The 21,911-nt window shown below is 70.2% G+C and carries 27 protein-coding genes; 11 read left to right on the forward strand and 16 right to left on the reverse strand.

What is annotated here, in order from left to right; genetic code table 11:
• Both AB0H52_RS16075 and AB0H52_RS16080 read left to right on the forward strand, forming a co-directional pair.
• The coding region (locus tag AB0H52_RS16075) for an IS5 family transposase (RefSeq protein WP_357948158.1) at positions 1-747 on the forward strand (747 nt) is incomplete at its 5' end.
• Positions 744-1,151, forward strand: coding sequence for a hypothetical protein (locus AB0H52_RS16080; protein ID WP_151493387.1), 408 nt, complete (start codon positions 744-746; stop codon positions 1,149-1,151). The genes AB0H52_RS16075 and AB0H52_RS16080, both read left to right, overlap by 4 nt.
• 847 nt (positions 1,152-1,998) lie before the next feature.
• Here the strand turns inward: AB0H52_RS16080 and AB0H52_RS16085 are convergent.
• The 5 genes from AB0H52_RS16085 to AB0H52_RS16105 all read right to left on the reverse strand — a co-directional run bounded on the left by AB0H52_RS16085 (position 1,999) and on the right by AB0H52_RS16105 (position 4,077).
• Entirely contained in the window at positions 1,999-2,280 is a 282-nt protein-coding gene (locus tag AB0H52_RS16085; protein WP_357948161.1) for a hypothetical protein, read from the reverse strand.
• Entirely contained in the window at positions 2,277-2,771 is a 495-nt protein-coding gene (locus tag AB0H52_RS16090) for a hypothetical protein (protein ID WP_357948164.1), read from the reverse strand. The genes AB0H52_RS16085 and AB0H52_RS16090 overlap by 4 nt, the downstream gene beginning before the upstream one ends.
• A gap of 116 nt (positions 2,772-2,887) precedes the next feature.
• Positions 2,888-3,091, reverse strand: a complete 204-nt coding sequence (locus tag AB0H52_RS16095; RefSeq protein WP_357948167.1) for a hypothetical protein — start codon at positions 3,089-3,091, stop codon at positions 2,888-2,890.
• A gap of 36 nt (positions 3,092-3,127) precedes the next feature.
• Entirely contained in the window at positions 3,128-3,376 is a 249-nt protein-coding gene (locus tag AB0H52_RS16100; RefSeq protein WP_357948169.1) for a hypothetical protein, read from the reverse strand.
• The gene (locus AB0H52_RS16105; protein ID WP_357948171.1) at positions 3,376-4,077 is read right to left on the reverse strand and encodes a hypothetical protein; all 702 of its coding nucleotides are present in this window, start codon (positions 4,075-4,077) and stop codon (positions 3,376-3,378) included. Before AB0H52_RS16105 ends, AB0H52_RS16100 begins: the two co-directional genes overlap by 1 nt.
• Positions 4,078-4,258: 181 nt before the next feature.
• Between AB0H52_RS16105 and AB0H52_RS16110 the strand changes: the two genes are divergently transcribed.
• Positions 4,259-4,489: a hypothetical protein gene (locus AB0H52_RS16110; protein ID WP_151492274.1), complete on the forward strand. Its 231-nt coding sequence runs from the start codon at positions 4,259-4,261 to the stop codon at positions 4,487-4,489.
• Positions 4,490-4,947: 458 nt separating this feature from the next.
• Here AB0H52_RS16110 and AB0H52_RS16115 read toward each other — a convergent pair whose 3' ends face one another.
• The 3 genes from AB0H52_RS16115 to AB0H52_RS16125 form a co-directional block, all read right to left on the reverse strand.
• Positions 4,948-7,551 carry a M48 family metalloprotease gene (locus AB0H52_RS16115; protein WP_357948172.1) on the reverse strand — a complete coding sequence of 868 codons (2,604 nt, stop codon included), beginning with the start codon at positions 7,549-7,551 and terminating at the stop codon, positions 4,948-4,950.
• Positions 7,552-7,814: 263 nt separating this feature from the next.
• Positions 7,815-8,327, reverse strand: a complete 513-nt coding sequence (locus AB0H52_RS16120; protein ID WP_278122743.1) for a hypothetical protein — start codon at positions 8,325-8,327, stop codon at positions 7,815-7,817.
• 48 nt (positions 8,328-8,375) lie between these two features.
• Positions 8,376-8,609, reverse strand: coding sequence for a hypothetical protein (locus AB0H52_RS16125; protein ID WP_151488970.1), 234 nt, complete (start codon positions 8,607-8,609; stop codon positions 8,376-8,378).
• A gap of 145 nt (positions 8,610-8,754) precedes the next feature.
• Here AB0H52_RS16125 and AB0H52_RS16130 point away from each other — a divergent pair, with 145 nt between their 5' ends.
• Positions 8,755-9,192, forward strand: a complete 438-nt coding sequence (locus AB0H52_RS16130; protein WP_151488969.1) for a GNAT family N-acetyltransferase — start codon at positions 8,755-8,757, stop codon at positions 9,190-9,192.
• A gap of 5 nt (positions 9,193-9,197) precedes the next feature.
• On the opposite strand, the gene AB0H52_RS16135 is transcribed toward AB0H52_RS16130, so the two are convergent.
• Positions 9,198-10,109: an NAD(P)H-binding protein gene (locus tag AB0H52_RS16135; protein WP_357948176.1), complete on the reverse strand. Its 912-nt coding sequence runs from the start codon at positions 10,107-10,109 to the stop codon at positions 9,198-9,200.
• Between the two features lie 113 nt (positions 10,110-10,222).
• Between AB0H52_RS16135 and AB0H52_RS16140 the strand changes: the two genes are divergently transcribed.
• The 3 genes from AB0H52_RS16140 (at position 10,223) to AB0H52_RS16150 (ending at position 12,363) form a co-directional block, all read left to right on the forward strand.
• Complete coding sequence (locus tag AB0H52_RS16140; protein ID WP_225854233.1) at positions 10,223-10,594, forward strand: hypothetical protein; 372 nt, start codon at positions 10,223-10,225, stop codon at positions 10,592-10,594.
• A gap of 190 nt (positions 10,595-10,784) precedes the next feature.
• Positions 10,785-11,330, forward strand: a complete 546-nt coding sequence (locus tag AB0H52_RS16145) for a hypothetical protein (protein WP_357948179.1) — start codon at positions 10,785-10,787, stop codon at positions 11,328-11,330.
• 88 nt (positions 11,331-11,418) lie between these two features.
• Complete coding sequence (locus tag AB0H52_RS16150) at positions 11,419-12,363, forward strand: acyltransferase domain-containing protein (protein ID WP_151488966.1); 945 nt, start codon at positions 11,419-11,421, stop codon at positions 12,361-12,363.
• 72 nt (positions 12,364-12,435) lie between these two features.
• Here the strand turns inward: AB0H52_RS16150 and AB0H52_RS16155 are convergent, their stop codons facing one another.
• The 4 genes from AB0H52_RS16155 to AB0H52_RS16170 all read right to left on the reverse strand — a co-directional run bounded on the left by AB0H52_RS16155 (position 12,436) and on the right by AB0H52_RS16170 (position 17,827).
• On the reverse strand, positions 12,436-15,132 hold the full coding sequence (locus AB0H52_RS16155; RefSeq protein WP_357948182.1) for a PQQ-dependent sugar dehydrogenase: 2,697 nt from the start codon (positions 15,130-15,132) through the stop codon (positions 12,436-12,438).
• 87 nt (positions 15,133-15,219) lie between these two features.
• Entirely contained in the window at positions 15,220-16,401 is a 1,182-nt protein-coding gene (locus AB0H52_RS16160) for a ThuA domain-containing protein (protein WP_357948185.1), read from the reverse strand.
• Positions 16,402-16,682: 281 nt separating this feature from the next.
• Positions 16,683-17,006 (reverse strand): hypothetical protein, encoded by a 324-nt coding sequence (locus tag AB0H52_RS16165; protein ID WP_357948188.1) that lies wholly within the window; start codon positions 17,004-17,006, stop codon positions 16,683-16,685.
• A gap of 77 nt (positions 17,007-17,083) precedes the next feature.
• Positions 17,084-17,827, reverse strand: a complete 744-nt coding sequence (locus AB0H52_RS16170; protein WP_357948191.1) for a methyltransferase domain-containing protein — start codon at positions 17,825-17,827, stop codon at positions 17,084-17,086.
• A gap of 515 nt (positions 17,828-18,342) precedes the next feature.
• Here AB0H52_RS16170 and AB0H52_RS16175 point away from each other — a divergent pair.
• Positions 18,343-18,576, forward strand: coding sequence for a hypothetical protein (locus AB0H52_RS16175; RefSeq protein WP_151488962.1), 234 nt, complete (start codon positions 18,343-18,345; stop codon positions 18,574-18,576).
• A gap of 85 nt (positions 18,577-18,661) precedes the next feature.
• Complete coding sequence (locus AB0H52_RS16180; RefSeq protein WP_151488961.1) at positions 18,662-18,844, forward strand: hypothetical protein; 183 nt, start codon at positions 18,662-18,664, stop codon at positions 18,842-18,844.
• Positions 18,845-18,973: 129 nt separating this feature from the next.
• Here AB0H52_RS16180 and AB0H52_RS16185 read toward each other — a convergent pair whose 3' ends face one another.
• Both AB0H52_RS16185 and AB0H52_RS16190 read right to left on the reverse strand, forming a co-directional pair.
• A complete protein-coding gene (locus AB0H52_RS16185; RefSeq protein WP_151488960.1) occupies positions 18,974-19,204 on the reverse strand; it encodes a hypothetical protein in 231 nt (76 codons plus the stop codon).
• Complete coding sequence (locus tag AB0H52_RS16190; RefSeq protein ID WP_357948195.1) at positions 19,174-19,485, reverse strand: flavin reductase; 312 nt, start codon at positions 19,483-19,485, stop codon at positions 19,174-19,176. The genes AB0H52_RS16185 and AB0H52_RS16190 overlap by 31 nt, the downstream gene beginning before the upstream one ends.
• Positions 19,486-19,716: 231 nt before the next feature.
• Here AB0H52_RS16190 and cutA point away from each other — a divergent pair, with 231 nt between their 5' ends.
• Positions 19,717-20,040: a divalent cation tolerance protein CutA gene (gene cutA, locus AB0H52_RS16195; protein WP_192580186.1), complete on the forward strand. Its 324-nt coding sequence runs from the start codon at positions 19,717-19,719 to the stop codon at positions 20,038-20,040.
• Here cutA and AB0H52_RS16200 read toward each other — a convergent pair.
• Entirely contained in the window at positions 20,015-21,184 is a 1,170-nt protein-coding gene (locus AB0H52_RS16200; RefSeq protein ID WP_151488974.1) for a helix-turn-helix transcriptional regulator, read from the reverse strand. The genes cutA and AB0H52_RS16200 overlap by 26 nt on opposite strands.
• Positions 21,185-21,331: 147 nt before the next feature.
• Here AB0H52_RS16200 and AB0H52_RS16205 point away from each other — a divergent pair, with 147 nt between their 5' ends.
• Positions 21,332-21,691 (forward strand): hypothetical protein, encoded by a 360-nt coding sequence (locus tag AB0H52_RS16205; RefSeq protein WP_151488958.1) that lies wholly within the window; start codon positions 21,332-21,334, stop codon positions 21,689-21,691.
• The last annotated feature ends 220 nt before the right edge of the window (positions 21,692-21,911 follow it).

Below are 21,911 nucleotides of genomic sequence, written 5' to 3' on the forward strand. Positions count from 1 at the left end.
GTGTCGGTGTCGGTGTCGGGCCGTCATGGTGACTACGACCTGCGGGAGATCGTGAACGCGATCTTCTACCAGAACCGGACGGGTTGTCAGTGGGCGTACCTGCCGCACGACCTGCCGCCGAAGTCAGCCACCTACTACTACTTCGCCCTGTGGCGTGACGACGGCACCGACCAGACGATCCACGATCTGCTGCGCTGCCAGGCCAGAGAGAAGGCCGGCCGTCGGGAGGATCCGACCGCGGTCGTGTTGGACACCCAGTCGATCCGGGCCGCGAACCACGTCCCGGCCGCCACGACCGGTAAGGACGCCGGCAAGAAGGTACCGGGACGCAAGCGGGGCTTGGCCGTGGACGCGTTGGGACTGATCATCGCGGTCGTCGTGACCGCGGCGTCGGTCACCGACAACGCCATCGGCATCCGGCTGCTCGACAAGGTCACCGAGCACACGCCGACGGTCACCCGCGCCTGGGTCGACGCCGGGTTCAAACAGGACGTAGCGCTGCACGGCGCCGTCCTGGGTGTCGACGTCGAGGTCGTCAAACGATCCGATACCAAGCCCGGGTTCGTACCGATCCGCAAGCGGTGGATCGTCGAGCAGGTCAACGGCACGTTGATGCTGCACCGTCGCCTCGCACGCGAGTACGAGAGCCGACCAGAATCCTCGGTGTCACGAACCCTGTGGGCATCGACAGCGAACATCGCGCGGCGACTGACCGGGACCAGCACACCCTCCTGGCGGCACCGGTGAACCTTCCCACGGTCCTCGACCTGATCGCCGACCGCGAAACCACCACACGCCACGACGCCGACCGGCTACGCGAGCAGATCACCGCACTGACCGGCGAACTCGCCCGCATCGACGGCGAACTGGCCGACCTGGCCACGACCCGCACCACCCTGCGCACTCTCGCCGCAGCCGAGTTCACCGCCGACGACCCGACGATCACCAGCGCCCCCTACCAGCAGATCCTGCACGTCCTCGCCACCGCGCCCACCGGCATGCGCGCCAAGGGCATCTGCCTCGCCCTCGACGTCGAACCCTCACCGAAACACGTCGAAGGCACCCGCGCGAAGCTGAAACGCATGGTCAACCGCCAGGTCCTCACCGAAGACGAGCCCGGAGTATTCACCCTCGCCCAGAAACGGACCTAACACTCCGAACCACCCTCTCAGATGCACGACAGGACGTAGCCCAGGGCGATGACGACCACGACGCCGGTCGCGACGAGGGTGCCTCTCACGATGCCCTCCCAGGGGCGGGTTTCGGGGGTGCTGGACAGGGGCCGCGACCACGCGACCAACGGGCGTTTGTGCTGGTCAGGGCTGGTCGCGGGGCTGGTCGCGGATCCGCGACCACGGTCCGTGCCGCGACCAGCTCTGCGACCTCTACTCGGCTTCGATTTCACGGCGCTGCTGGGCGGCCCGCGACGATGGCCGGAACACTGCCCCGCCCACCTTCTTCCCGGCGCCGGGAAGAAGGTCCCCCACACTGTGGGTACCCCTGCCCTCGCTACTGACGAGGGGCAGGTCCCGCTGTTACAGCAGTACCTGAACCGTCGTAACAGCAGTGCAGGTCCCGTCGTAACGACAGTGCCTGTCCGGACCGTCCGCACAACCGTGGCCGCCCCTGGTAGGGCACGCTCAGTGAAGTCTGCACTCTGCAATGCAGACTTCCCGGGGGCCCCTCCTGAGCGTGGAGAGGCCCGTAACTCTGCAATCTGCGGCCAAGTCTGCAATCACGCTCGGTGACTTGGAGGCTGGGCGACAACTCTCCCAACGGCGCTCCCTCCCTTAAGGGGTAGTGACCTCCAAGCCTGCCAACTTGGAGACTTGGAGCCCGGATTTGGAGCTCTGGTTGGTGACGCTCGGTGAACTGTCCACTCTCCATGGAGAGTTCCAGACCCCCGGTCGTGAGCGTGACGCCGCACGTAGAACGCCCGGAACTCTCCACTCTCCGATAGCAGAGGGTGAGGAGTTCCGGGCGTTGGAGGTGGTGCTGTCAGGCGTGGTCGGCGGCGTGGAGCAGCTGAGCGGCCAGCATCCGGGCACGAGCGGGGGTGAGCAGGATCGAGTACGGCTCTCCGTCGACCTGGACTACGACGTCAGGGGTTCCCCGCTCGCCGCTGGAGTCGTCGGCCAGCTCCGTCCACACCGTGACCCCGCTGGAGTCCTCAGCGGGGCTATGGGCGGTCGCGCTGCGGTGCCAGAGCAGGTCGTCCTCGCCGAACGCGTGGTGGTGCGTCGTGCACCAGGGCGGGCAGGTCACCGTGGCCGTCTTCATCGCGCGGTCACCATGCCGATGGAGTGGTAGTCCAGGCCCGAGGTGGCACGCCACTGGGCGACGGTCAACCGTCCGGCGAGGATGTCGCGGGCGGCGAGGGTGAGCCGGGAGACGGCCTCCGCGGCATCCGGGGTGATGTAGTCGTCCAGGTTGATGCTGACGCGCTCCCCGGCAGACTCGCCGGTGTACAAGTGGTCGACTCGGGTCAGCTCGACGCAGAGGTCCTCGTCGGCGTCGTAGCCCAGGCAAGCCGTGTGCCAGCGTTCCTGGCAGCTCTCCTCCAACCCGAACTTGAGCCGCGCGTTGGGGCTGTGGTCCTCTTCGCACCACACCGGGCACGGCCGGATCACCCGGCACGGCCGGTCCGCAGGTGGCACGGGGTGCGGCCCGGCCGGCACGGTCTGCGGCACGGCCTGGGCCGGTCGCGGCACGGTGATGAGGGTCGCGGTGGCCGCCAGGGCGGTACCGGTGAGCAGTCCACGTCGGTTCATCGTCTTGTCTCCATCGATCAGGGTTGCGGGGAGTGGTCCAGGTCGGTCGGTGGTCCACGTGGACCGGGGGGCCGTACCGCGCGGTACAGACGGTGCCGTCCGCGCGGTACGGCGGGTCAGGAAGTGAGCAGGGAGAAGGTGGACCGGCCGGCGGCGTAGATGGCGGTCCGCATCATCAGCGCGATGGCGTGACGCTGGTCCAGGCCGTCACCGGCCACCTGGTCGGCGCTGACCACCTGCCAGCCGCCCGGGCCGTTCACCGCCGCGGCGAGCGCCCCGCGCTGGGAGCTGGTCCACGTCACGGACCACGTACGCCTCACCGGCGCGGATGGTCTGCTTCAGCAGGACGGGGGCCATCAAGCACCCCCGGCGGTGGGGAAGCGGTACACGTGGCCGCACGCCCGGGTGTACCGGATCGGCGTGTGGGTGCGGTGCGCGGTGAGACCGACCGCGTAGGCGGCGGACACGGCCGGGATGGCGTGCGCCTCGCAGGCGTACAGGTTGGCGTCGAGCGAGCCGTACAGCGCGGCGCCGGCCGGGGAGTACACCTCGATGCGGATGGTGGCCGGCTTGCCGCAGCCAGCCCACACCAGGGGCCGACGCATCAGGCGTGACGGGCGATGCGGGCGGCGGACAGCAGCGCGTAGCCCAGCTGCTCCACCTCGTCCGGCGTGCCAGTCCAGCCCTGCGTGTCCTCACTGCCCGGGTAGCTGCCCCGGTCGCCCTCGGCGATCGACAGGACGACGCGGGTCGGGGTGATGACCTCGCCGCGCTCGGTGGTCGACTCCACGAACACCCGCGCCGTAGCCGGCCGGTTGTCGCTCCAGGCCGGATCCTCGGCGGTGAGGTCGGCCAGCATGCGCTCGTGGACGAGGCCGATCGAGAAACCATCGACCTCGGTGACCTGACCGCGGTGGTCGTCGGAGCAGTACGACGGGCAACCAGCCGGGCGAGCGTCCAACGCTCGCCGGAGGCCGTCGGCGTACCCGTGGGCGTAGCCCTCGTTGAAGTCGAGCCCACCGGATCGGCGGATCGCGTCAGCCAGCTCCCGCACGGCGGCGGGGTTGGCGACCAGCGCCGCCTGGACGAGCGCCAAGTCCGCGGCCTCGGAGGGGTCCGTCGTAACGCCGGTGCCCTCACCACTGTTGAGGGCAACCATGGGCGAGACGCCAACGGTTGCCGGCCGGGCCTGGTTGATCGGCCAGCGAGTGTCCGCCGGCCGCTGGAGCGCGGTCAAGTCGGTGGTGTCGGCGTCGTCGAGCCGGTACTCCGGTGGGACGGATGCGGATGCGATGATGTTTGCCATGGTCGACTCCTTCGCAGTCGATCTAGGCCCTCGGTCGGTGTTGACGCACCGCCGGGGGCCGACTTGTCGGCGCTCCCGGTGTCGGGGCCTGTGTGCTTGTGTATGTACACGTTAGCGTCCGTGTACATACACGTCAAGGGTTGCTAGCATCCTCGTGTACAGACACCGGAAGGGGAGACGGATGGCACCGCGCAGCAGGGGAGAGGGCAAGACCCCGCACCGAACCATCAGGGCCGAGCAGGAAATCTGGGATCCGTTCGGCGCTGCCGCGAAGCAACAGGGGGAGCCCGACCGCTCCGCAGTGCTCCGCGCGTTCATGGCGTGGTACGCCCGACTGCCCGGGGCGAAGATGCCGCAACGTCCGCCCGCCGAGTGGAGCTACCAACGGCCTGCCGCCGAGCCGGGGGAGTGACCCTCGGTGCTGGGGCACATGTGGGGCACATGGCAGCCCGTAGCGATGAGACACAGTGGGATGTCGTGAGGGGTAAAACCGCAGGTCATAGGCCAGGTGCCGAACCCTTTTCCTGGTCAGGCGAGACTGGCAGTCTTTCCAACGCCAAGTGACGGACACAGGTGCGCTGACCTGCACCTGAGGCCGTCCGGAAGGCCACTGAACCATGATCATGCCGTCTCCAGGCCGTCAACGGGTGCCGGTCCATCCTGGGCGGCCTGGTTCTCGCCGGACGCGGTGTCGATGGCGCGCCGCGTCCGGTCCTCGCTGGTCGATAGGAGATGCGTGTAGGTCCGCCGGGTGAACCCGGGGTCGGCATGGCCCAGGTGCGTCGACAGGGGCCTTGATGCTCTCCCCGGCGTCCAGAAGGACCGAGGCGTAGGTTAACCAGCATCATGACCACCGGATCCCGCGCAGGCCTAGCGGCTGAGGGCAGCCACCGTCGAGGAGACCGCCGCATTGAACACCCACTCGTCCAGCGGCTCCGCGATGGCGGTCAGCTGCACCTGCACCAGGTTGTGACCGATCCGGACCAGGCCGAACAGGGTTGTGCCGGTGATCCTGCTCGAACCACTGCCGAGGGAGAGGTCATACCGCACCCGCCAGGACTCTTCCCCCACCTGGGGAGCCGGCTGGGCGCTCACGGCGAACCGCACTGGTGAGCTGCCGGGGACGGTGGTGTCGAACCGGGGGCACGCGGCGCGGGCTGCCTCGGCCTCGTCGAGAAGGGTGTCGGGCACGGGGTGGGCGTACGAGGTGACGATCACGATGACGGTCGATTGCCTGATGCTGCTCGGCAATTTCCTGGTGGCAAAGCCGCGAATCTCGTCGACCCGTTCGTCCGACTCGATCCGGCGCAGATAGTCGTCCCGGGCCAATTCCCGGCAGGCCGCCGGCACGATGACGGTGTCGGGGTCCTCGGTCTCCTGCTCCTGCGGTTCCGGCTTCCAGAACGCCGGCAGTGGCCCCCGGACGGCGCTGGCGGCGGCACCGGCTTCCGCGACGGTAAGCAGCCGGCCGGGATCCGCACCGGTCCGCGCACCGGGCGAGACGCTGGCGTTCGGCCCGGCGGTGGTCGATGACGGCACCACCACGACCGCCGGGCCGGTGGTGGCCGGTGCCCCTGTGGGCAGCAGCAGCACCGGCCCACCGGGCAGGCCGATGACCGCCGCCGCCCCGACCAGGAGCACCGCCGTCACCGGACCCACCGCTGGCCACACCTGCGGTCGTGTGTCAGCCCGGCCGGGCGGCCATCCGATCGGGTCGGGTCGTTGTACGAGCCGTCCGGTGAGAGCGGAGAGCCCGATCAGGACGGGCATCGTGAGCACCGCGAGGTAGAGCCACCAGATCACCGGCACACCGACATAGAGCCGGAGCAGGGTCGCATCCGAGGTGCGACCGGCGACTATTTGGTGCACGAACTGCGAGGCCCCGGCCAGCGCCGCGACACCCGCACCGGCAACAAGGGCCCGCCCCAGACCGGGGTCACCACGTCCGATGGCGAGCACCACGAGCGCCGCCCACCCGGCCAGGGCGCAGATCCACCATCGCTGCTGGGAAAGGGAGAGCGCGGCGTCCAGCGTGATCGGTGGGTGCCGCAGCGCCTGTGCCGATGCGAGGCTCCCACCGATCAGCACCGTCACCACCACGATGGACAGGACGGCACGGGTGGCGACCCGGCGCCAACCGAGCAGGGCCACGACCGCCGCTGGCAAGGCTAGGCCCAGCCACGGCCACGGCGCGTCGGGCAGCGCGTAGACCAGCCAGGCACGTACCGGCACCGGCCGTTCCAGGCCGACGACGAGGGGCTGCAACGGCCAGCAGATCGCCGTGACGGTCGCGGAGGCCGCCAGATAGGTGAACCCTCGCCGGAGTCGGGTGTACCGGTCCGGGCCCCGGCGGGCCGCCATCTCGGCGAGCACGGTGCAGGTCGTGACGGCGACCACGCCGGCCAGTGCGACCACGATCGCGAACCGCAGACTGACGCCCAGACTGGCCGTGCCGGCCGGGAACGACGCACCGCCACCGGTCGTCCCGGTAGGAAAGAGGAAGCCGCCCACGGCGAGACCGGCAGCGGCCGCGACGACCGGGAGCCAACGCCGCGACGGCGCACCGGTGAGCGCCCTGCGGCGCAGCGCGGGGGTCAGCCCGAACCCGAGCAGCACACCGACCAGACCGGCCGGCAGCACGGAGAGATCCCGGTCAATCGCCAAGGCGCTGACCGCCTGGGTCGCCGCCCCCGCGACGATCGCCGTCACCGCCCCGGTCACCGCGGCCTGCATCGGGCCACTAACCGACACCTGTTGCCCGCCACGCAGCGCGGCGGCCCGTCGCTGCGGCGTCGGGTGCCGGGCGAACAGCCGGCGCAGCCGCCCGGGGCGGTGCGGTCGGATCGAGGCGGCGGCGTCCAGCAGCCAGACCAGCGCGGTCCGATCACCGGTCCGGTTGACCTGCTGATCCGCCTCGTGTTCGCGCAGTCGCAGCACCTGCGCCCGCAGCAGGGCGCTCAGCAGCACCAGCAGCAGCGCCCGGCTGAGCGTGACGACCGGGATCTCGGTGAGCCCTTCCCGGCGGATCTCGGAAACACTGGCCACCGCCACCGCCGGTACGACCAGCCACAGCAGACCACGCACGGCGGAGACCCACCGGACGTCCCGACCCTGCACATGCGCCAACTCGTGCTGGACGACTGGGTCGAACCGCGCCGGATCCCGGTGACCCACCGCCACCGCGGCTGGCAGCACCACGAGTGGTCGGCCGCCGGGCCGGACGGTGGTGAACGCCTGCCGCACCGATGGTCCCGCCACGAACAGCCGGGGCCGGTGCCGACCGTGCAGCCCTTGCTGATCGCAGAGCTCGGCAAACCGCTGCTCGGCACCGGCGATGGTGCCCGGGAGTCGGTGGCGACGCAGCCGCCAGTGATCGACCACCGGGGTGAGCGTGACGATCAGGGCCAGCCCGACCAGCAGCAGGACGCCGCCGGTGAGCATGACCAACCCGCGTATCCGGGACGGGTCGGACATGCAGGTCAGGAATTGCATTGTCCGGGTGACATCGAACTCGGCGGAACTGCTTGGGTCGATGTCATAGGTCCGGGAACACCGGACGGTCGCCTGCGCGTAGGGCTGCGCCAGTGGACGGCGACCGAAGAAGAAAACTGTGCCCAGCGCGACACCGACGCCACCCACCACGCCAACGACTTGGAGATAGAGCCAGAGCAGTGGGGTGGGATGTCCGCCGGGTCTCCGGGCCTGCGGAGCAGCCGGCGGCGGCGCGTCGGTGCCGATCACTCCGGTGCGGACCTGCGGACGTGCAGGGCTCCCACCGCCGCGTCGGCCAACAGGACGGCCTGCTCCTCGGTGAGCCCAAGGGTGATTCCGTGGCGCCGGCATGCCTCACGTAGAGCCTGTGCCTGCGCATCAGTCAGCACCAGCCGGTCCCCGTCGATGACCGGCTGGGGTTCGTCGCCGCCCGACTCGACCGTTGCCGGCGCCGTCGACCGGCGTAACCGGCGCCTGCTGCGCCACCAACCGGCACCAGCCGCGGTCGCACCGGTCGCGAGGATGTCAGCGAGACCCGACGTGACCGCCTGCAGTGCGATCTCGCTGACCAGGACCGAGTCGATCCCGAACCCGATCGACCCGCCAGGCGCCGGTCGGCCCCGTAGCGACGACCCGTCCCGCCGCCACTTCTGGGCGACCGGGGCGAAGACCGCCAGCTCCTCGGGGGCTAGCCGGGCCACCCCGGCGCGTGCGGCGGCCTCAATGAGGCCCGGCAACTGCGTGTGCGTGTCGACCATGCCCACCCTCCACAGAGTAGGCATTAGGATACGCAACGTCCGCCAGCCTCATCGGGCAGAAGACAGGGCTGCTGCCGTTCGTAAGTCGACTTCTCGGCCGGCCGTCAAGCCGACGACCAGTAAACCCAAACCGAAGTCGACAACGGCAGCGCCGAAACCGAAGCCGGCCACCACCAAAACCAATCCGCCAACAGTCTCGACAGTGCATCCCGGATCGTTCTGCTCGAAGCAGGGCGCTCGCGGCGTGACGAAGACGGGCAAGCCGATGGTGTGTACGACCACCGCAAAGGATCCCAAGAAGCGGTGGCGGGCCGCCTGATGTCACAAACGACTGAGTCCGGCCATTCGAAATGGTTGTCGGGACGCCAGCCGCCCAGCCCACGCGCAAGGGTCCGCCGGCGTGCCGCGCCGTGGTTAGGCTCCTGACATGTTTCGTACGGCTCGGCCCGACGACTTCGCGCAGATCGTCCACCTCTACCGGCAGTTGAATCCCGACGATCCGGTTCTCGACGACGGATCTGACGCGGCGGCCTACCAGCAGATCTTGGATTCGCCGGCGCTGCACCTGTTCGTCCTCGACGTCGATGGGGTCGTCGTCGCCACGACGTACCTCAACGTGATCCCGAACCTCACCCGGTCGGCGTCGCCGTACGCGGTCATCGAGAACGTCGTCGTCGACGAGTCGCGGCGCGGCACCGGCCTGGGCCGGCAGATCATGGCCGGCACACTTCAGGCCGCGTGGGATGCGGGCTGCTACAAGGCGATGCTGATGACGGGCTCGCGGACGCCGGGAACCCACGCCTTCTACCGGGCCTGCGGGTTCTCCCCGGACGCCAAGACGGCGTACCTGGCCCGGCCGTCGTGACGGGGCTAGGTGGCGGGGAACGTCTCGCGCAGCGCGGAGTCCAGCGACCGCCCGGTCGTCGGCTCGACGAACAGGTCGGCGAGCAGGAGGTCGGGCAGGTGGCTCGGGTTGACGCCGGACTCCTTGCGGCCGAGGGCCTGTAGCGCGCCGCCCAGTCGCAGGGCGGCCCGCGCCGCGCCGGACGGCATCCGCGCCACCCGGCGGCGTCGGCCGACCGCCTCGGCGATGCGGCCGATCATGTCCGTCCAGGTGAGGTTCTCGTCGGCGACCGGGATGTCGTCACCGCGGGCCTGCTCCAGGGCGTCCACCGCGATCTCGGCCACGCTGCGCGCCGAGGTCGCGGCGGTCCCGCCGGTCGGGCCTACCAGGGGTGTACGGGAGCGGGCCCACCGGTCCAGCGGCCCGGCCCAGTTGGGGAGCCGGTCGCCGGCCCGACCGAAGACGAAGGGCAGTTCGAGTACGGCGATCGGCAGGTCCGGGCCCGCCGCCGCCCGCCCCTCCACGGCCTGCTCGACCCGGCAGCGGATGTACGTGTGGCGCTCCGCGAGCCGCCACTGCGGGTGCAGCCGGTCGAAATAGGTGTAGTACGAGCCCATGACGACGCCGCGGGTGAGACCTTCCTGGCGGGCGGCGGTGAACAGGCGTACCACCGGCTCGACGTTGTCCCGGCGGAACCGCGGATAGATCGGCTTGGGCAGCGGTCGCTGCTCGTCGGTGCGGGTGGCGTACACGACGCCGTCGTGGCCGGCGAGCAGCGCCCGCAGCTCGTCGATCGAGGCGGCGTCGACATCCACGAGATGGTCGACGCCCGGCTGGGCGGTACGCGCCACTGTGGTCGCGGCGTGGCCCCGCTCGCGCAGCACGTCCACGACATGCGCGCCGATCAGACCGCTGCCACCCACCACGAGAATTCGCACGCTGCATCGTCCACTCTGGACCCGGTCGTTTGTCAAGTCACGATCGGCACCGGGCGGGGCGGCTCTCGAATGTCGGTAGTGTCGAGACCGTTTGGGGTCTACCGTGGCCCGCCGTGCTCTCAAACGAACAGATAATCGGACAGGCCCTGGATCGGATCGAGGCAGGGTACGTCTTTGCTGACAAGGTCGAGGACATCGGCGCCGCGATTCGGCGCCGTCTCGCGGCGGGCGAGTACGACGACCTGGACGGGCCGGTGCTATCGCGTACGCCGATGAAGGCGCCGCCGCGATCGGCGCGGCCATGCAGTTGGTCGCCCTCAGCTCCGCGCTCATCCTGGACCTGCGCGGCCGCGCCGGTGGCGCGCCGGAGGGAGCCGCGATGTGGCACCAACTGGGAGGGCGTCGGGGTGGTCCCCGATGTGCCCGTGCCGGCGGACCAGGCACTCGACACGGCACGCACGGCCATCATGGCCTCCGGCGCGTAGACGCGGCCTCGTACGCGGGGCTCGGGTCGACCCGAGCCTGTGCACGAGACACCCGAACGGAACACCGCCGTCGCTCGGCATGAGTTGTTGATCCATAGTGGTGGAGTCGTATACGTTCAGTGACGGTTGCCCGACTGTGGGACGCACCGGCCGCATGAGAAGTCCTCACGCCGTGATGAACGGGGGAAGAATGCCGGAGACGCGCGCCTTCTGGCTGGACGAGCAGTTCGACCGCGAACACGGCACCGACGGGCGGGGTCGCTACGAGGTTGAGGTGCACGCCCGGATCGACGAGTTCGCCGACACGTGGGGTGACTTCGCGCCCGTCGCGTTCGCGGCGACGGCCTGGCGGGTGGCCAGCGAGCTGTCGCCCGGTTTCGTCCGCTGGCACCGGCGGATCATCTCGGCGGACTGCGCGCGCAGCCCGTGGGACGGCAGCATGGTCTGCGCGGTGACCGTGGCGTCCCGCTGGCCGGCGGAGCTCACCTGGACCAAGCAGTGGCAGCGCGACCGTGGTTGGCAGGACTGGCCGCGGCTGTTCGGCCAGTTCACGGACCCCACGGAGCAGGACCAGACGCGCCACCCCATCTGCGCGCGCTGCTCCAGGTGCAGGCGCCGGTCCCGCTCGACGATCTGCCGCCGGCCCCCGGCGGCCCGGACGACGACGTCGCGTCCGCGGCGCGTCGGGCCGTCGTGGTGCTGGCTCGGGAACTCAACGACCTCCTCGCGCCGATGATCGGCCAGCTCGACGCCGGGGTACCCGCCGACTCCTGAGCCCTCGGGGCGGGCCACCGGGAGCCCTCCTCGCCGGTAGGGTCGCCCTCGTGGATCTGGACGACACCGCCGCGCGGCTCGGCGTACCCGTCGAGGACGTCGACCGCGTGCACCGGCTCGCCGGCGGCCGACCGTCGGCTCCGCTGCCCGCCCGGGCCGATGCGCCCGCGATCCTCGACCGGCTCGGCGTGCCACCGGACGACGCGGTCGAGATCATGGACGGCTGGCCCGACCCGGATTCCCCACTGTGGACCCCGGAGCTGCGCTGGCTGCTCGACCGCTCGATCGCCCTGGTCCGCGCCGATCTCGGTGGCCACGAGTGGCTGCCGCCCGGTCCGGAGCTGCCGCGTGAGCGTGGCCTCGCCTCGCGGCACCTCTACGTGTACGCGTACCTCGCCCTGGTCGACGTGGCGCGGGCGTACCACCGCGATCACGGCATCGCCGACGCGGTGTCGTGGCTGAGCCTCGCCGATCTGGGCCGCAACCTCGCGATCGACCGGCGGATGCGCGGTGAGGGTTGGCCGGTCATGCAGAGCTGGCTGACGCTGCACGTACGCGGCAGCGTCTACGAGCTGGGCCGGTTGCAGCACCACCGGGGCGGCGAGACCCTCGCCCTGCACGTCCCCGATGCGGGTCCGTTGACCCCCGACGCGGTCGACGCGTCGCTCGACGAGGCCCGCGCGTTCTTCCCGCGCCACTTTCCCGACGAGCACTACGAGGCGTTCTCCTGCGGCTCGTGGCTGCTCGACCCGCAGTTGCGGGAGTACCTGCCGGCGGAGTCGAACATCGTCCGATTCCAGCGGCGGTTCGAGCTGACCCCCTACGAGGAGCAGGAGGGGCCGGACGCCGACGTCGAGGTGCTGCGTTTCGTGTTCCGTACCCTGAGCACGCCGCTCGACGAGCTGCCCCGCCGCACCGCGCTGCAGCGCGCGGTCGTCGACCACCTGAGGGCCGGCCGCCACTGGCAGTGGCGGCACGGCCGCTTCCCGGTCTGAGGGCTCTGCGCAGCCGGTGGTTCGGTGGGTCCGGCCCGGCCGCCGACCAGGGCGGGCCGGACCCACCACCGGTCAACCGGTCAGCGTGAACCTCTCCCAGGCGCCGACCGTCGCGCGGTTGGCGATCAGCGGCTCCGCGCCCGCGTTCTCGGCGCAGACGTACAGGCCGTTGGCGCGCGACCGCAGGGCGATGGTGCCGTTGCCGGCGTCCACGCGGTCGAACTGCTCGGTCGTTCCGACGCTGGCCTTGTTGGCGATCAAGGCGGCGGTGCCGACCGCCGACACGTACTGGTTGTTGACCTGCGCCCGCAGACTGATCACCCCGCTGCCGCCGGTCGTGCCGGTGGTGAAGGTGAACGCGTCCACGTCGAACAGGTAGCCGGACCCGCCCTTGAACACCAGGTACAGCGTGGCCGTCGAGGCGGGCGGGTTGGTGATGGTCGCGGACACCTCGGTGAAGGTCTCCCAGTTGCCGGTCACCGGCACCGTGACAGTGCCCAGCAGGGTTCCGGTGGCCGAACCGGCCCGTACCTCGATGGTGCCGCCGGCGCCGGCCGACGACGCCCGCACGGTGATGCGATTCGCGTTGGACAGGTTGTACGGCTGGTACGAGATCCAGTCGTTGTTCTCGATGAACCCGGCGGTGCGACCACCCTCGGCGCTGGTGTGGTCGGTGGCCTGGACGCCCGACTGGGCGCCGAAGTGCTCACCCTGGCGGTGCTTCGGTTGCAGGGTCCGGATGCTGTGCGTGGTGAGCCCACCGTTGTCGGTGTACGCGGCGTCGAAGACGCCGTAGATGTTGGCCGCCGCGTCGTGCTCCCCGTCGGTCGGGACGGTGATCGAGCCACTGCACCCGGTCTTCGAGGTGATCTGGTGGGCGTGGCTGTCGTGGCCCAGCGCGTAGGTCAGGCTCACCTTGGAGCAGTCGATCGTGCCGTCCTGCGGGTCGCTCACCGAGATCGTGTACGGCACCGTGTCACCGAAGGTGAACAGCTGCCCGTCCGCCGGCGAGGTCAGCGTCACCGTCGGAGCGGTGTTGCCCACGGTCACGACCAGGCTCGCCGTGCCGGACAGGCCGGTCGGGTCGGTGACCTTCAACGTGGGGGAGTACGTGCCGTTCGTGGTGTACGTCTTGGTGGGGTTCGCCGCCGTCGAGGTGGTGCCGTCGCCGAACGTCCACAGGTAGCTCAGCGCCCCGCCCTCGGGGTCGGAGCTGCCGGCCGACGAGAAGGTGACCGTCAACGGGTTGGCCCCCGACGTGGGGTTCGCCGAGGCGACCGCGATGGGGCTGCGGTTGCCGCCGCCGATGTACTCGATCCGGAACAGCGCCTGGTTGTTCGAGCCGGTGCCGTAGTCCAGCACGTACAGGGCGCCGTCCGGGCCGAAGGCCATGTCCATGACCTGGGTGCCGCTCCACGGGAAGTTGGAGATCTCGCCGCGGCTGCCGTCGGCGTTGACCGCGATGGCCTTGATCCAGCGGCGGCCGTACTCGCCGGCGAAGAACTGGCCGTTCAGCGACGCCGGGAACTTGATGCTGGAGTTGAGCGAGGCGTCGTACCGGTACACCGGGCCGCCCATCGGCGACTCGGAGCCGCTGCCGAACTCCGACGGTGACCCGGAGTCGCCGGCGTACTTGATCCAGGCCGGCTTCGCCGCGGGCAGCGTGGTGAGCCCGGTGTTGCGGAACGAGTTGTTCGTCGGCCCGCCCGTGCAGTTGTACTTGGACTGCGACGGCCCGGACGGGAACGTGTATTCATTGTATGTTTCGGTGCTGGTGTTGCTGCCGGTGCAGTACGGCCAGCCGTAGTTGCCGGGTGCCGTGATGCGGTTGAACTCGACCTGACCGGAGGGGCCACGGCTGGAGTTCGTGGACCCGGCGTCGGGGCCGTAGTCGCCGAGGTAGACGACGCCGGTCGCCTTGTCGACGCTCATCCGGAACGGGTTGCGCATACCCATCGCGTAGATCTCCGGCCGGGTGATGGCCGTGCCGGGCGCGAACAGGTTGCCCGACGGGATCGTGTACGTGCCGTCCGCCTGCGGTTTGATCCGCAGCACCTTGCCCCGCAGGTCGTTGGTGTTGGCCGCCGAGCGCTGGGCGTCGAACTGCGGGTTGCGGTCGGTCCGTTCGTCGATGGGCGCGTAGCCGGACGACTCGAACGGGTTGGTGTCGTCGCCGGTGGTCAGGTACAGGTTGCCGGCGGCGTCGAAGTCGAGGTCACCGCCGACGTGGCAGCACTGTCCACGGTCGTTGGCGACCTGGAGCACGATCTTCTCGCTGCCCAGGTTGAGCGTGTCGTCGGAGTTGAGGGTGAACCGGGACAGCCGCAGGTGCCCCTTCCACCGGTCCCAGTCGGACTGCGTGCCGGTCGTCGGGGCGTCCCCGGACGGGGTGCTCAACGTGGGGGAGTAGTAGAGGTAGATCCACCGGTTGGTGGCGAAGTTGGGGTCGACGGCGACGCCCTGCAACCCCTCCTCGTCGTGGGTGTAGACCGACAGGGTGCCGGAGATCTTGGTGTTGCCGGCCACGTCGGTGACCCGCAGGACGCCGTTGCGGGCGGTGTGCAGCACCGGCCGGTTCGGCAGGACGGCCAGGGACATCGCCTCACCCAGCTCGGCCGAGCCGGTGGCGAGTTTGACCTGCTGATAGTCGGAGGCGGGAATCACCGCCGCCTGGGCGGTGGATGGTGCGGCAACGGCCAGGGTCACGCTCGCGGCGGCGGTGAGCGCCGCGACGAGGACCCGGGACCAGCGCCGGGGGTACGAGAACATGATCGTCCTTCCTCGACGACCGGGGCCGGGCGTGCGGGGACGCACCACGGCCAGGTGGGGGTGGTGAGAGGCGGGCCGGGCCCGGGGTCAGCTGGTGGCGAGGTCGAACTTCTCCCACTGCCCGATGGAGGTCCGGTTGGCGATCAGCGCGGACGCGCCGGCGTTCTCGGCGGCGACGTAGCGGCTGTTCACGGTGGCCCGCAGGCTCACCGTGCCGTCGGAGTTACGGATCAGCTGGAAGGTCTCCCACGCGCCGGCGGTGGCCCGGTTGGCGATCAGCGCGGCGGCACCGGCGTTCTCGGCCGCGACGTACTGGCCGTTGCCCTTGGCGCGCAGCGCCACGTTGCCGTTGCCGAGGTCGACCAGGTCGAACTGCTCGGTGGTGCCGGCGCTGCTGCGGTTGGCGATCAGCGCGGTGGTGGAGTTGGGCGCGCTGACGAACAGGTTGTTGGCCCGGGCCCGCAGGGTGGAGCCGCTGGTGGGCGGCGGGGTGGTGGTGCGGGGCGAGCAGTCGGCCGTCACGGCGCCCGCCGCGACGCGCAGGCCGCCGAGCAGCATCTGGGTGAACTTCGGGTCGGTGTACGACGCCTCGGTGTGCCCGAGACCCGTGTACCAGGCCCGCCCGCCGCCGTACGCCTTGCACCAGGTGATCGGGTGGTCCCCGCTCATGTTGCCGCCGCTGTACGACGACTCGTCGAGGCTGGCGAGCACCCGCGCGCCCGAGCGGGGGTTGGTGCGGTAGTTGTACCACTCGTCGGAGCGGACCCAGGTGGTGCCGAGGTGGGCGGTCGACGGGTTCGTCTGGTCCTCGATCCGCACGGTCGCGGTCTGGATCGCCGGGTGCGAGTCGAACCAGGCGCCGACCAGCCCGCCGTACCACGGCCAGCTGTACTCGGTGTCGGCGGCGGCGTGCACGCCGACGTACCCGCCGCCGGCGGCGATGTACGACTCGAAGGCCGTCTGCTGGGAGGCGTTGAGCACGTCGCCGGTCGTCGACAGGAAGACCACCGCCTGGTACTGCGCCAGGTTGGAGGTGGTGAACTGGGCGGCGTCCTCGGTGGCGGTCACGGTGAAGCCGTTGGCCGAGCCGAGTTGCTGGATCGCGGCGATGCCGTTGGGGATGGACGAGTGGCGGAAGCCCGCGGTCTTGCTGAAGACCAGAACCTTGGTCAGCGGGGCCGCCGAGGCGGGAGTCGGCAGGGCGACCAGGCCGGCCAGTAACACGGCCAGGCCGGTGACGAATGCCAGCACACGGGGACGGGAACGCATGGTGGTGCTCCTCTGCTGAGCGTCGGCCCGGGGCGGTGCACGAGGGCATGCCGGGGGCCAGGGTGGCGGTGGTGCGGAAGCCGGGCCGCCGATGCTCGGCTGAGGTGGTGCGAGGTGGTGGTGTCGTGGTGCGGTGGACCAGCCGGCGACTCCGACCACCCAGTGTGGACGGTCGGGAACATCGACTGGCATCGTTGAGGCAGTAAACCTCCGATGTCTGGGCCCCGTCAAGCCCACGATCGGCCGCGTCCACAGGCTGGAACCGTGCCGCCGACGAATCCTCAGGAGGCGGGCTCCGGTTCGAGGGCCAGCCAGTTCAGGTGATGCCGGTGTCGTCGCTCGATGACGGTCCAGCCGAGGGCGAAGGGCAGGCCGCCCAGCGCCACGAGCCCCAGAACGTCGGACCCGGTCACGTCGAAGACCCCGCCGACATCTCCGAACAGTTGGGCGACGCTCTGGAAGGCGACGTGGAAGCCGATGCCCGCCCAGATGTCCCCGGTGGCCGCCCGGAAGCCGCCGAGCAGCAGCGCGAAGACGACGAACAGCGCGAGCCGGCCGGGGGATCGGGCTGCCCCGACGAGGAACCCGAACAGGGTGAACAGCACCGCCTGCCCGATGACCGCCTGCCAGGCCGGCAGTCGTTCACCACCCGCGGCGTATGCAGCGGCGTCAACGACGGTCGTCAGCGACCGAGGACGAGGTAGGCCAGGCCAAGGAGCCCTCGGTAGGTGCCGACGTACTGGCGCAGCCGGTCGTCGAGCTCCGCGCGGACCTCTGCGGCGCGGGGGTCTTCGGGGTACGTGAACAGCCACTCCTGCCGGCCCGCGAGCCAGGTGGACTCGAAGTCGTCCCATTCCCGCTGGTCGGCGGTGCTCAGGTGCAGCACCCGCCAGCCACGCTCCCGAGCTGTCTCGACGAGGCCCGCCAGCACCGTGACCTCGGTGCCGAAGATCTGCTCGGCCGCCGGGGTTGGGGGTCGTTCCCAGTAGGCGTCGCCGAACAACAGCCGACCTCCGGGCCGGACCACGGTGGCGAGCGCGTCCAGCGCGGCGCCGGTGCCACCGAAGGCGTGTGCCGAACCGATGCACAGGACCCGGTCGGCGGGCTCCTGCCAGGCCGCCGCCTCGCCCATCACGAACGCGACATGCCGGTTCAGCGACCGACCTGCGGCGAGCCGCCGCCCTCGGGCGAGCGCGTCGTCGTCGGTGTCGACACCGACGCCCCGGGTGGCGAGCGGGCCGGACACGCCACCGGCCGCGACGGCCCGCAGCAGCAGCTCACCCCAGCCACAGCCGAGGTCGAGCACCCGCGCGCCGGGGCGTACGTCGAGCCGTTGCAGCAGCAGCGCGGCGTGCTCCTCGGACAGGGGCGTGTTCCAGCGCATCCGCGCGTAGCGGCTGGCGGCGAGGTGGTCGGTTGCCTGCATCCGTTGAGGGTGCCAAGTCGCGATTGACGGCGCACGCCGCGACAGGGTGTCGGCATCACCAGCCTGAGCAACCGGGCCACCGCCCGCGCCGCCGAGCTGACGGCGGCGGAGCTGGTGGCGGGCGTCACCGGCCTGGCGGTCAAGGCGGAGCGGTACCGGCCGCGCTGGGTGGCGATCCTCGGGGTGACCGCGTATCGGATCGCCCTTGTTGAAGGGACTGTGCGTGGTGACGAGAGCAGAACGCGTCAAACGGTCGAGCCTGGACTTCGGCTGCATCGTGACTGGTCTGGGCGTGATCATCCATCAGACGGTGGTGGTGCCGCCGGGGCAGGCGTCCGAGGCGCTGCTGGTGGCGGCCGTGTCGGTGTTGGGGATCCCGGCTGGCGTGGGGCTGCTGTCGCTGGGAGCAGTGGCGCTACCGGTACAACGTTGCCGCCGTTGCCCTCTCCGGGTTCGGGCTCACCGCCGCCACCATCATCACCGTCGCCCGCGCCGTCAGGGGCGGGCGATTCGTCGTGACGTTCCGAGCCTGGCAAACCTTGGTGGTGGCGCTGCTGTTCGCGGTGCTGACCGGGGCGGCATCGATGGCGTACTCGAATCGTGCAGCGGCTGCGTTGGAGCGCAAGTGGTGCGATCTGCTGTCCACGTTCGATGACGCCTATCGGGAGACGCCGCCGCAGACTCCGACGGGCAAGAAGATCGCCGACCGGTTGCGCGAGCTGCGGGGGCAGCGGTTCAACTGCCCGTAGCGGACGAATCCTGTTGCCATCTGACCCACCTATCGTGCCCGCCCGGACCTGCCGGAGCGGGCTTCTTCATGCCCGGGAGGCATCCGTGAAGATCGGCAGTTACGCCAAGACCATCGTCGCCGCCGTCGTCGCTGGTGGGGTTGCCCTCACCGTGGCCATGGGTGACGACACCTTGACCGCCACCGAGGGCATCTCGGTGGCCCTGGCCGTGCTGGGGGCGCTCGGCGTGTACGTCGTGCCCAACTCCACCGACAGCCCCAAGCGGTAAGGCCGGTTTGGCCCAACCCGGAGCCCCCGTTTGGGGGTACCCCCGAGAATTACCGTTCCCGTCGGGAACGCCCATGAGCTGGTCTGCTACTCCCCAGCGGCAGGTCCAACGAGACGCCCCGCCGACCCTTCACCGGGTCGGCGGGGCGTTGTCGTCGTTTCGGGGCCGGCGCACATCCAAGCCCCGCTGGTGATCCTCCATGTGCGCCTTGAGCGCCGCCTGCCACGCGGCCTGCCCCGCTTCGTCGGCCGGGCCACCGGACCACCGGTGCGACCAGTCCGAGTGGTGCAACCCTTCGTCGCCGCGGTGGATGCTCCCCACGCCGAGGGTCAGCGCACCCAGCTCACGAACCGTGCCCACGTCTCACCGTTGGTCGTGACCGGCAGGTCGTTGACGGCGGCGGCGTAGAGCGCGCCGCAGTACATGGCTAGGCCGATGCGGTCCCTGCCGTATGCCTCGCCGAGGCGGACCTGCGCCGGGGCGCACGGCCAGTCGGCACCGCAGCCGGCGCAGTCCCATTGCGGCCGGCGCGGCGTGTGCTGGCCGTCGAGCCGCCGGTCGAGGGCGTCGACGGCCTTGCGCCCGCGTTCGCGGTCGGCTCGCCGGGCGTCGTGGATGGTGGTTGGTGCCTCCGCGATCAACGCTGCCCCCTCCGTCAGTGGCTGGAGGGGCGCCCGGTCATCTCCGGCGCGGACGCCCCCCGCCTCTCGGCGGGACGGCCGTGGTCGCCGCACACATCGCATAGGTTCGGAATTCACCACGGCCGTCCCGTCAATCGGACGCTACGGACAACCAAGGGCGGTGAGGTGGGGTCGGCTGTCCGCCGACTGTCCGCAACCGTCCGCGGACACCCTCCCCGCTAGCCTGTACAGGTGAGCGACTACGTGCAGGTGTCGACGGCCGCACCCACCCGGGATGCGGCGGTGAAGCTGGCCGAAGGAGCAGCAGCGGCACGATTGGCGGCCGGCGCTCAAGTCGTCGGCCCGGTGACATCAGTCTTCTGGCACCTCGGCGAGCAAGGCACAGGCGAGGAGTGGCAGGTGCTGCTGTACACGACCGACGACCGGTATCCGCAGCTAGAGGCTTACCTGCTAGACGCTCATCCTTGGGACAACCCGCAGGTCACCGCCGTCCCGGTTGTTCGCGGCTCGGCCGCCTACCTGCAATGGATCACACGGACAGTCGAGGGCGTGTAGACGCCTCGGCGGCCAGGGATCGCAGTTCAACGACGCACGGCATTTCGGCGTGGGGCTCCAGCCGGTTGAGGAACGTGTTGAGGCGCTGGGCGGGCCGCACCGACCCGACCCCACCGGCGAGGCCGATCGCGGTCCCGGCAGTGGCGCACGCCTGCTCGACCTCGTTGGCGTCGAGGTAGGCGTCTGCCAGCCACGACAGGTAGAGGGCTTTGTCGCGGGAGTGAGTGTCGTCGAATCGGGCGAGGGCGCGTTCCAGCACGGGGATGGCGCGCATCGGCCTGCGCAGGACCGTCCAGCACCGCCCGGTCATGATTTCGCCTTCCACATGGTCGACCCAGTACACCCAGTCAGGCTCGGGCCGATCGTCGTGCTCGGTCAGGCACGTGGTGCCGTGCGCAAGCTGCTGGTCGGCCGCTGCGGCGTTGCCCTCGACGGCGTACGCCCAGGCGGCCCTCAGGTGCAGCAGCGCGCGAACGGTTGGCGTTGCGGTCGAGGCGGTCTCGCATCCGGCTGCGGCGGTGTCGGCGGCGGGCTGGCCGAGTGCAAGTTGCTGGTAGGCGAGGAACGCGAATGCGTTGCCGGTGAGGGCGTGGTCGTCGGCGTCGCGGGCAGCGGAAAGGCTGGTCCGGTACAGCCGTTCTGCGTCGGCGTGCCGTCCGGAGTCGAATGCCGCCCATCCCGCGAGTTGGGTTTGCTCGGCGAGGACGGCAAGGAGTTGCCGGCCGACGGTTTCGCTGTAGGAGCCTTCTTGGATGAGTCGGGTGGTGGAGTCCGCTTCGGCTTGGTACAGGCGGTGGGTGTCGGCGCCGCCGAGGAAGTTGTCGAGGCGGCGAAGTCGGGCGGTGCGTTCGGCGAGCCGTCCGGCGGTTCCGGGTCCGACGTGTCGGCCGTGGCCGAGCAGGGTGTGGGGTAGGGCGGCGGCGAGTCCGGCGGCGGCCACGAATTCGCGGCGCCGAATGGTGGGCTGGGTGGCGAGGGCGACGAGTTCACCGGCGGCGTTGAGTGCGTCGTCGATGCGCTGGGCGACCTGGCTGGTGGGCTTTTTCATGCCGGTCTCCAGCTCATGCAGGTACGTCTTACCGTGATAGGTGATCTTGGCGAGGTTGCGCAGGGAGATGCGCTGCGCGTCGCGGAGTTGTCGCATCCGTCCGGCGAACGACGGGTCAGTCACGGCGTGCCTGCCTTCGGGGTAGAGGGCCCGATGGCGGCACCGCCGGCCTCTACCCCGGCGGGCCGCCACCTGGCACGCTACTCCGGGCAGCTATCACCGTCACGTATTGCGAGGGCTATCATGGACGACTTCTTGTACCGGACCATTGACTTCCGGCCCGCGCAGGTCCATGGATGGCGCGCATGCTTCATTGACGACGACGGCAGCCTTCGAGTGGATCCGGTTGTCGGGTGGCTTGTGCAGGAGAGGTACGGGGTCTACCGCGACGGCCGCGAGCATGTTCACGAGGAACCCGTCGAGGGTTACGAGCGGAGGGTCATCGCCGCAACTCATTCGAGTGAATGGGAGGGGCGTGTCTTCGAAGTTGACTTCGGGGACGGCTTCTGGAAGATCCTGCCGCCCGGCGCCGCCGATCCGACGACTGAGGAAGTGGCGGCCGAGCGCAAGTATCAGGAGCAGCGGAAGAACGCCAGACGGTGACGCGGGAGGGACGCCCGACACAGGCGTCCCTCCGCCGCAACCTCTGCGTACGTGCTATTTGATCTTGCTGTCACTCTGAGATCATCTCTGTTGCCGAAGCTACGACGTGCCCCGATACAGGATCGACGACCCTCGGCTTCAGCAGTACATGGAGGAGCAGGCCAAGCAGACTGCCGCCGACTGGCCGGAGCTGGACGACGCTCAACGAGCGACGCTCGCC

It is taken from the genome of Micromonospora sp. NPDC050695 (genome assembly GCF_040654415.1).
GTDB lineage: Bacteria > Actinomycetota > Actinomycetes > Mycobacteriales > Micromonosporaceae > Micromonospora.

Bases quoted from the DNA above. Each gene is read 5' to 3' on its own strand.
- AB0H52_RS16200 (WP_151488974.1), bottom strand. From the start codon at position 21,184: ATGCGACAACTCCGCGACGCGCAGCGCATCTCCCTGCGCAACCTCGCC.
- AB0H52_RS16115 (WP_357948172.1), bottom strand. From the start codon at position 7,551: ATGTCCGACCCGTCCCGGATACGCGGGTTGGTCATGCTCACCGGCGGC.
- AB0H52_RS16085 (WP_357948161.1), bottom strand. From the start codon at position 2,280: ATGAAGACGGCCACGGTGACCTGCCCGCCCTGGTGCACGACGCACCAC.
- AB0H52_RS16110 (WP_151492274.1), top strand. From the start codon at position 4,259: ATGGCACCGCGCAGCAGGGGAGAGGGCAAGACCCCGCACCGAACCATC.
- AB0H52_RS16205 (WP_151488958.1), top strand. From the start codon at position 21,332: ATGGACGACTTCTTGTACCGGACCATTGACTTCCGGCCCGCGCAGGTC.
- AB0H52_RS16090 (WP_357948164.1), bottom strand. From the start codon at position 2,771: ATGAACCGACGTGGACTGCTCACCGGTACCGCCCTGGCGGCCACCGCG.
- AB0H52_RS16120 (WP_278122743.1), bottom strand. From the start codon at position 8,327: ATGGTCGACACGCACACGCAGTTGCCGGGCCTCATTGAGGCCGCCGCA.
- AB0H52_RS16155 (WP_357948182.1), bottom strand. From the start codon at position 15,132: ATGTTCTCGTACCCCCGGCGCTGGTCCCGGGTCCTCGTCGCGGCGCTC.
- AB0H52_RS16105 (WP_357948171.1), bottom strand. From the start codon at position 4,077: ATGGCAAACATCATCGCATCCGCATCCGTCCCACCGGAGTACCGGCTC.
- AB0H52_RS16130 (WP_151488969.1), top strand. From the start codon at position 8,755: ATGTTTCGTACGGCTCGGCCCGACGACTTCGCGCAGATCGTCCACCTC.
- AB0H52_RS16100 (WP_357948169.1), bottom strand. From the start codon at position 3,376: ATGCGTCGGCCCCTGGTGTGGGCTGGCTGCGGCAAGCCGGCCACCATC.
- AB0H52_RS16170 (WP_357948191.1), bottom strand. From the start codon at position 17,827: ATGCAGGCAACCGACCACCTCGCCGCCAGCCGCTACGCGCGGATGCGC.
- AB0H52_RS16145 (WP_357948179.1), top strand. From the start codon at position 10,785: ATGCCGGAGACGCGCGCCTTCTGGCTGGACGAGCAGTTCGACCGCGAA.
- AB0H52_RS16160 (WP_357948185.1), bottom strand. From the start codon at position 16,401: ATGCGTTCCCGTCCCCGTGTGCTGGCATTCGTCACCGGCCTGGCCGTG.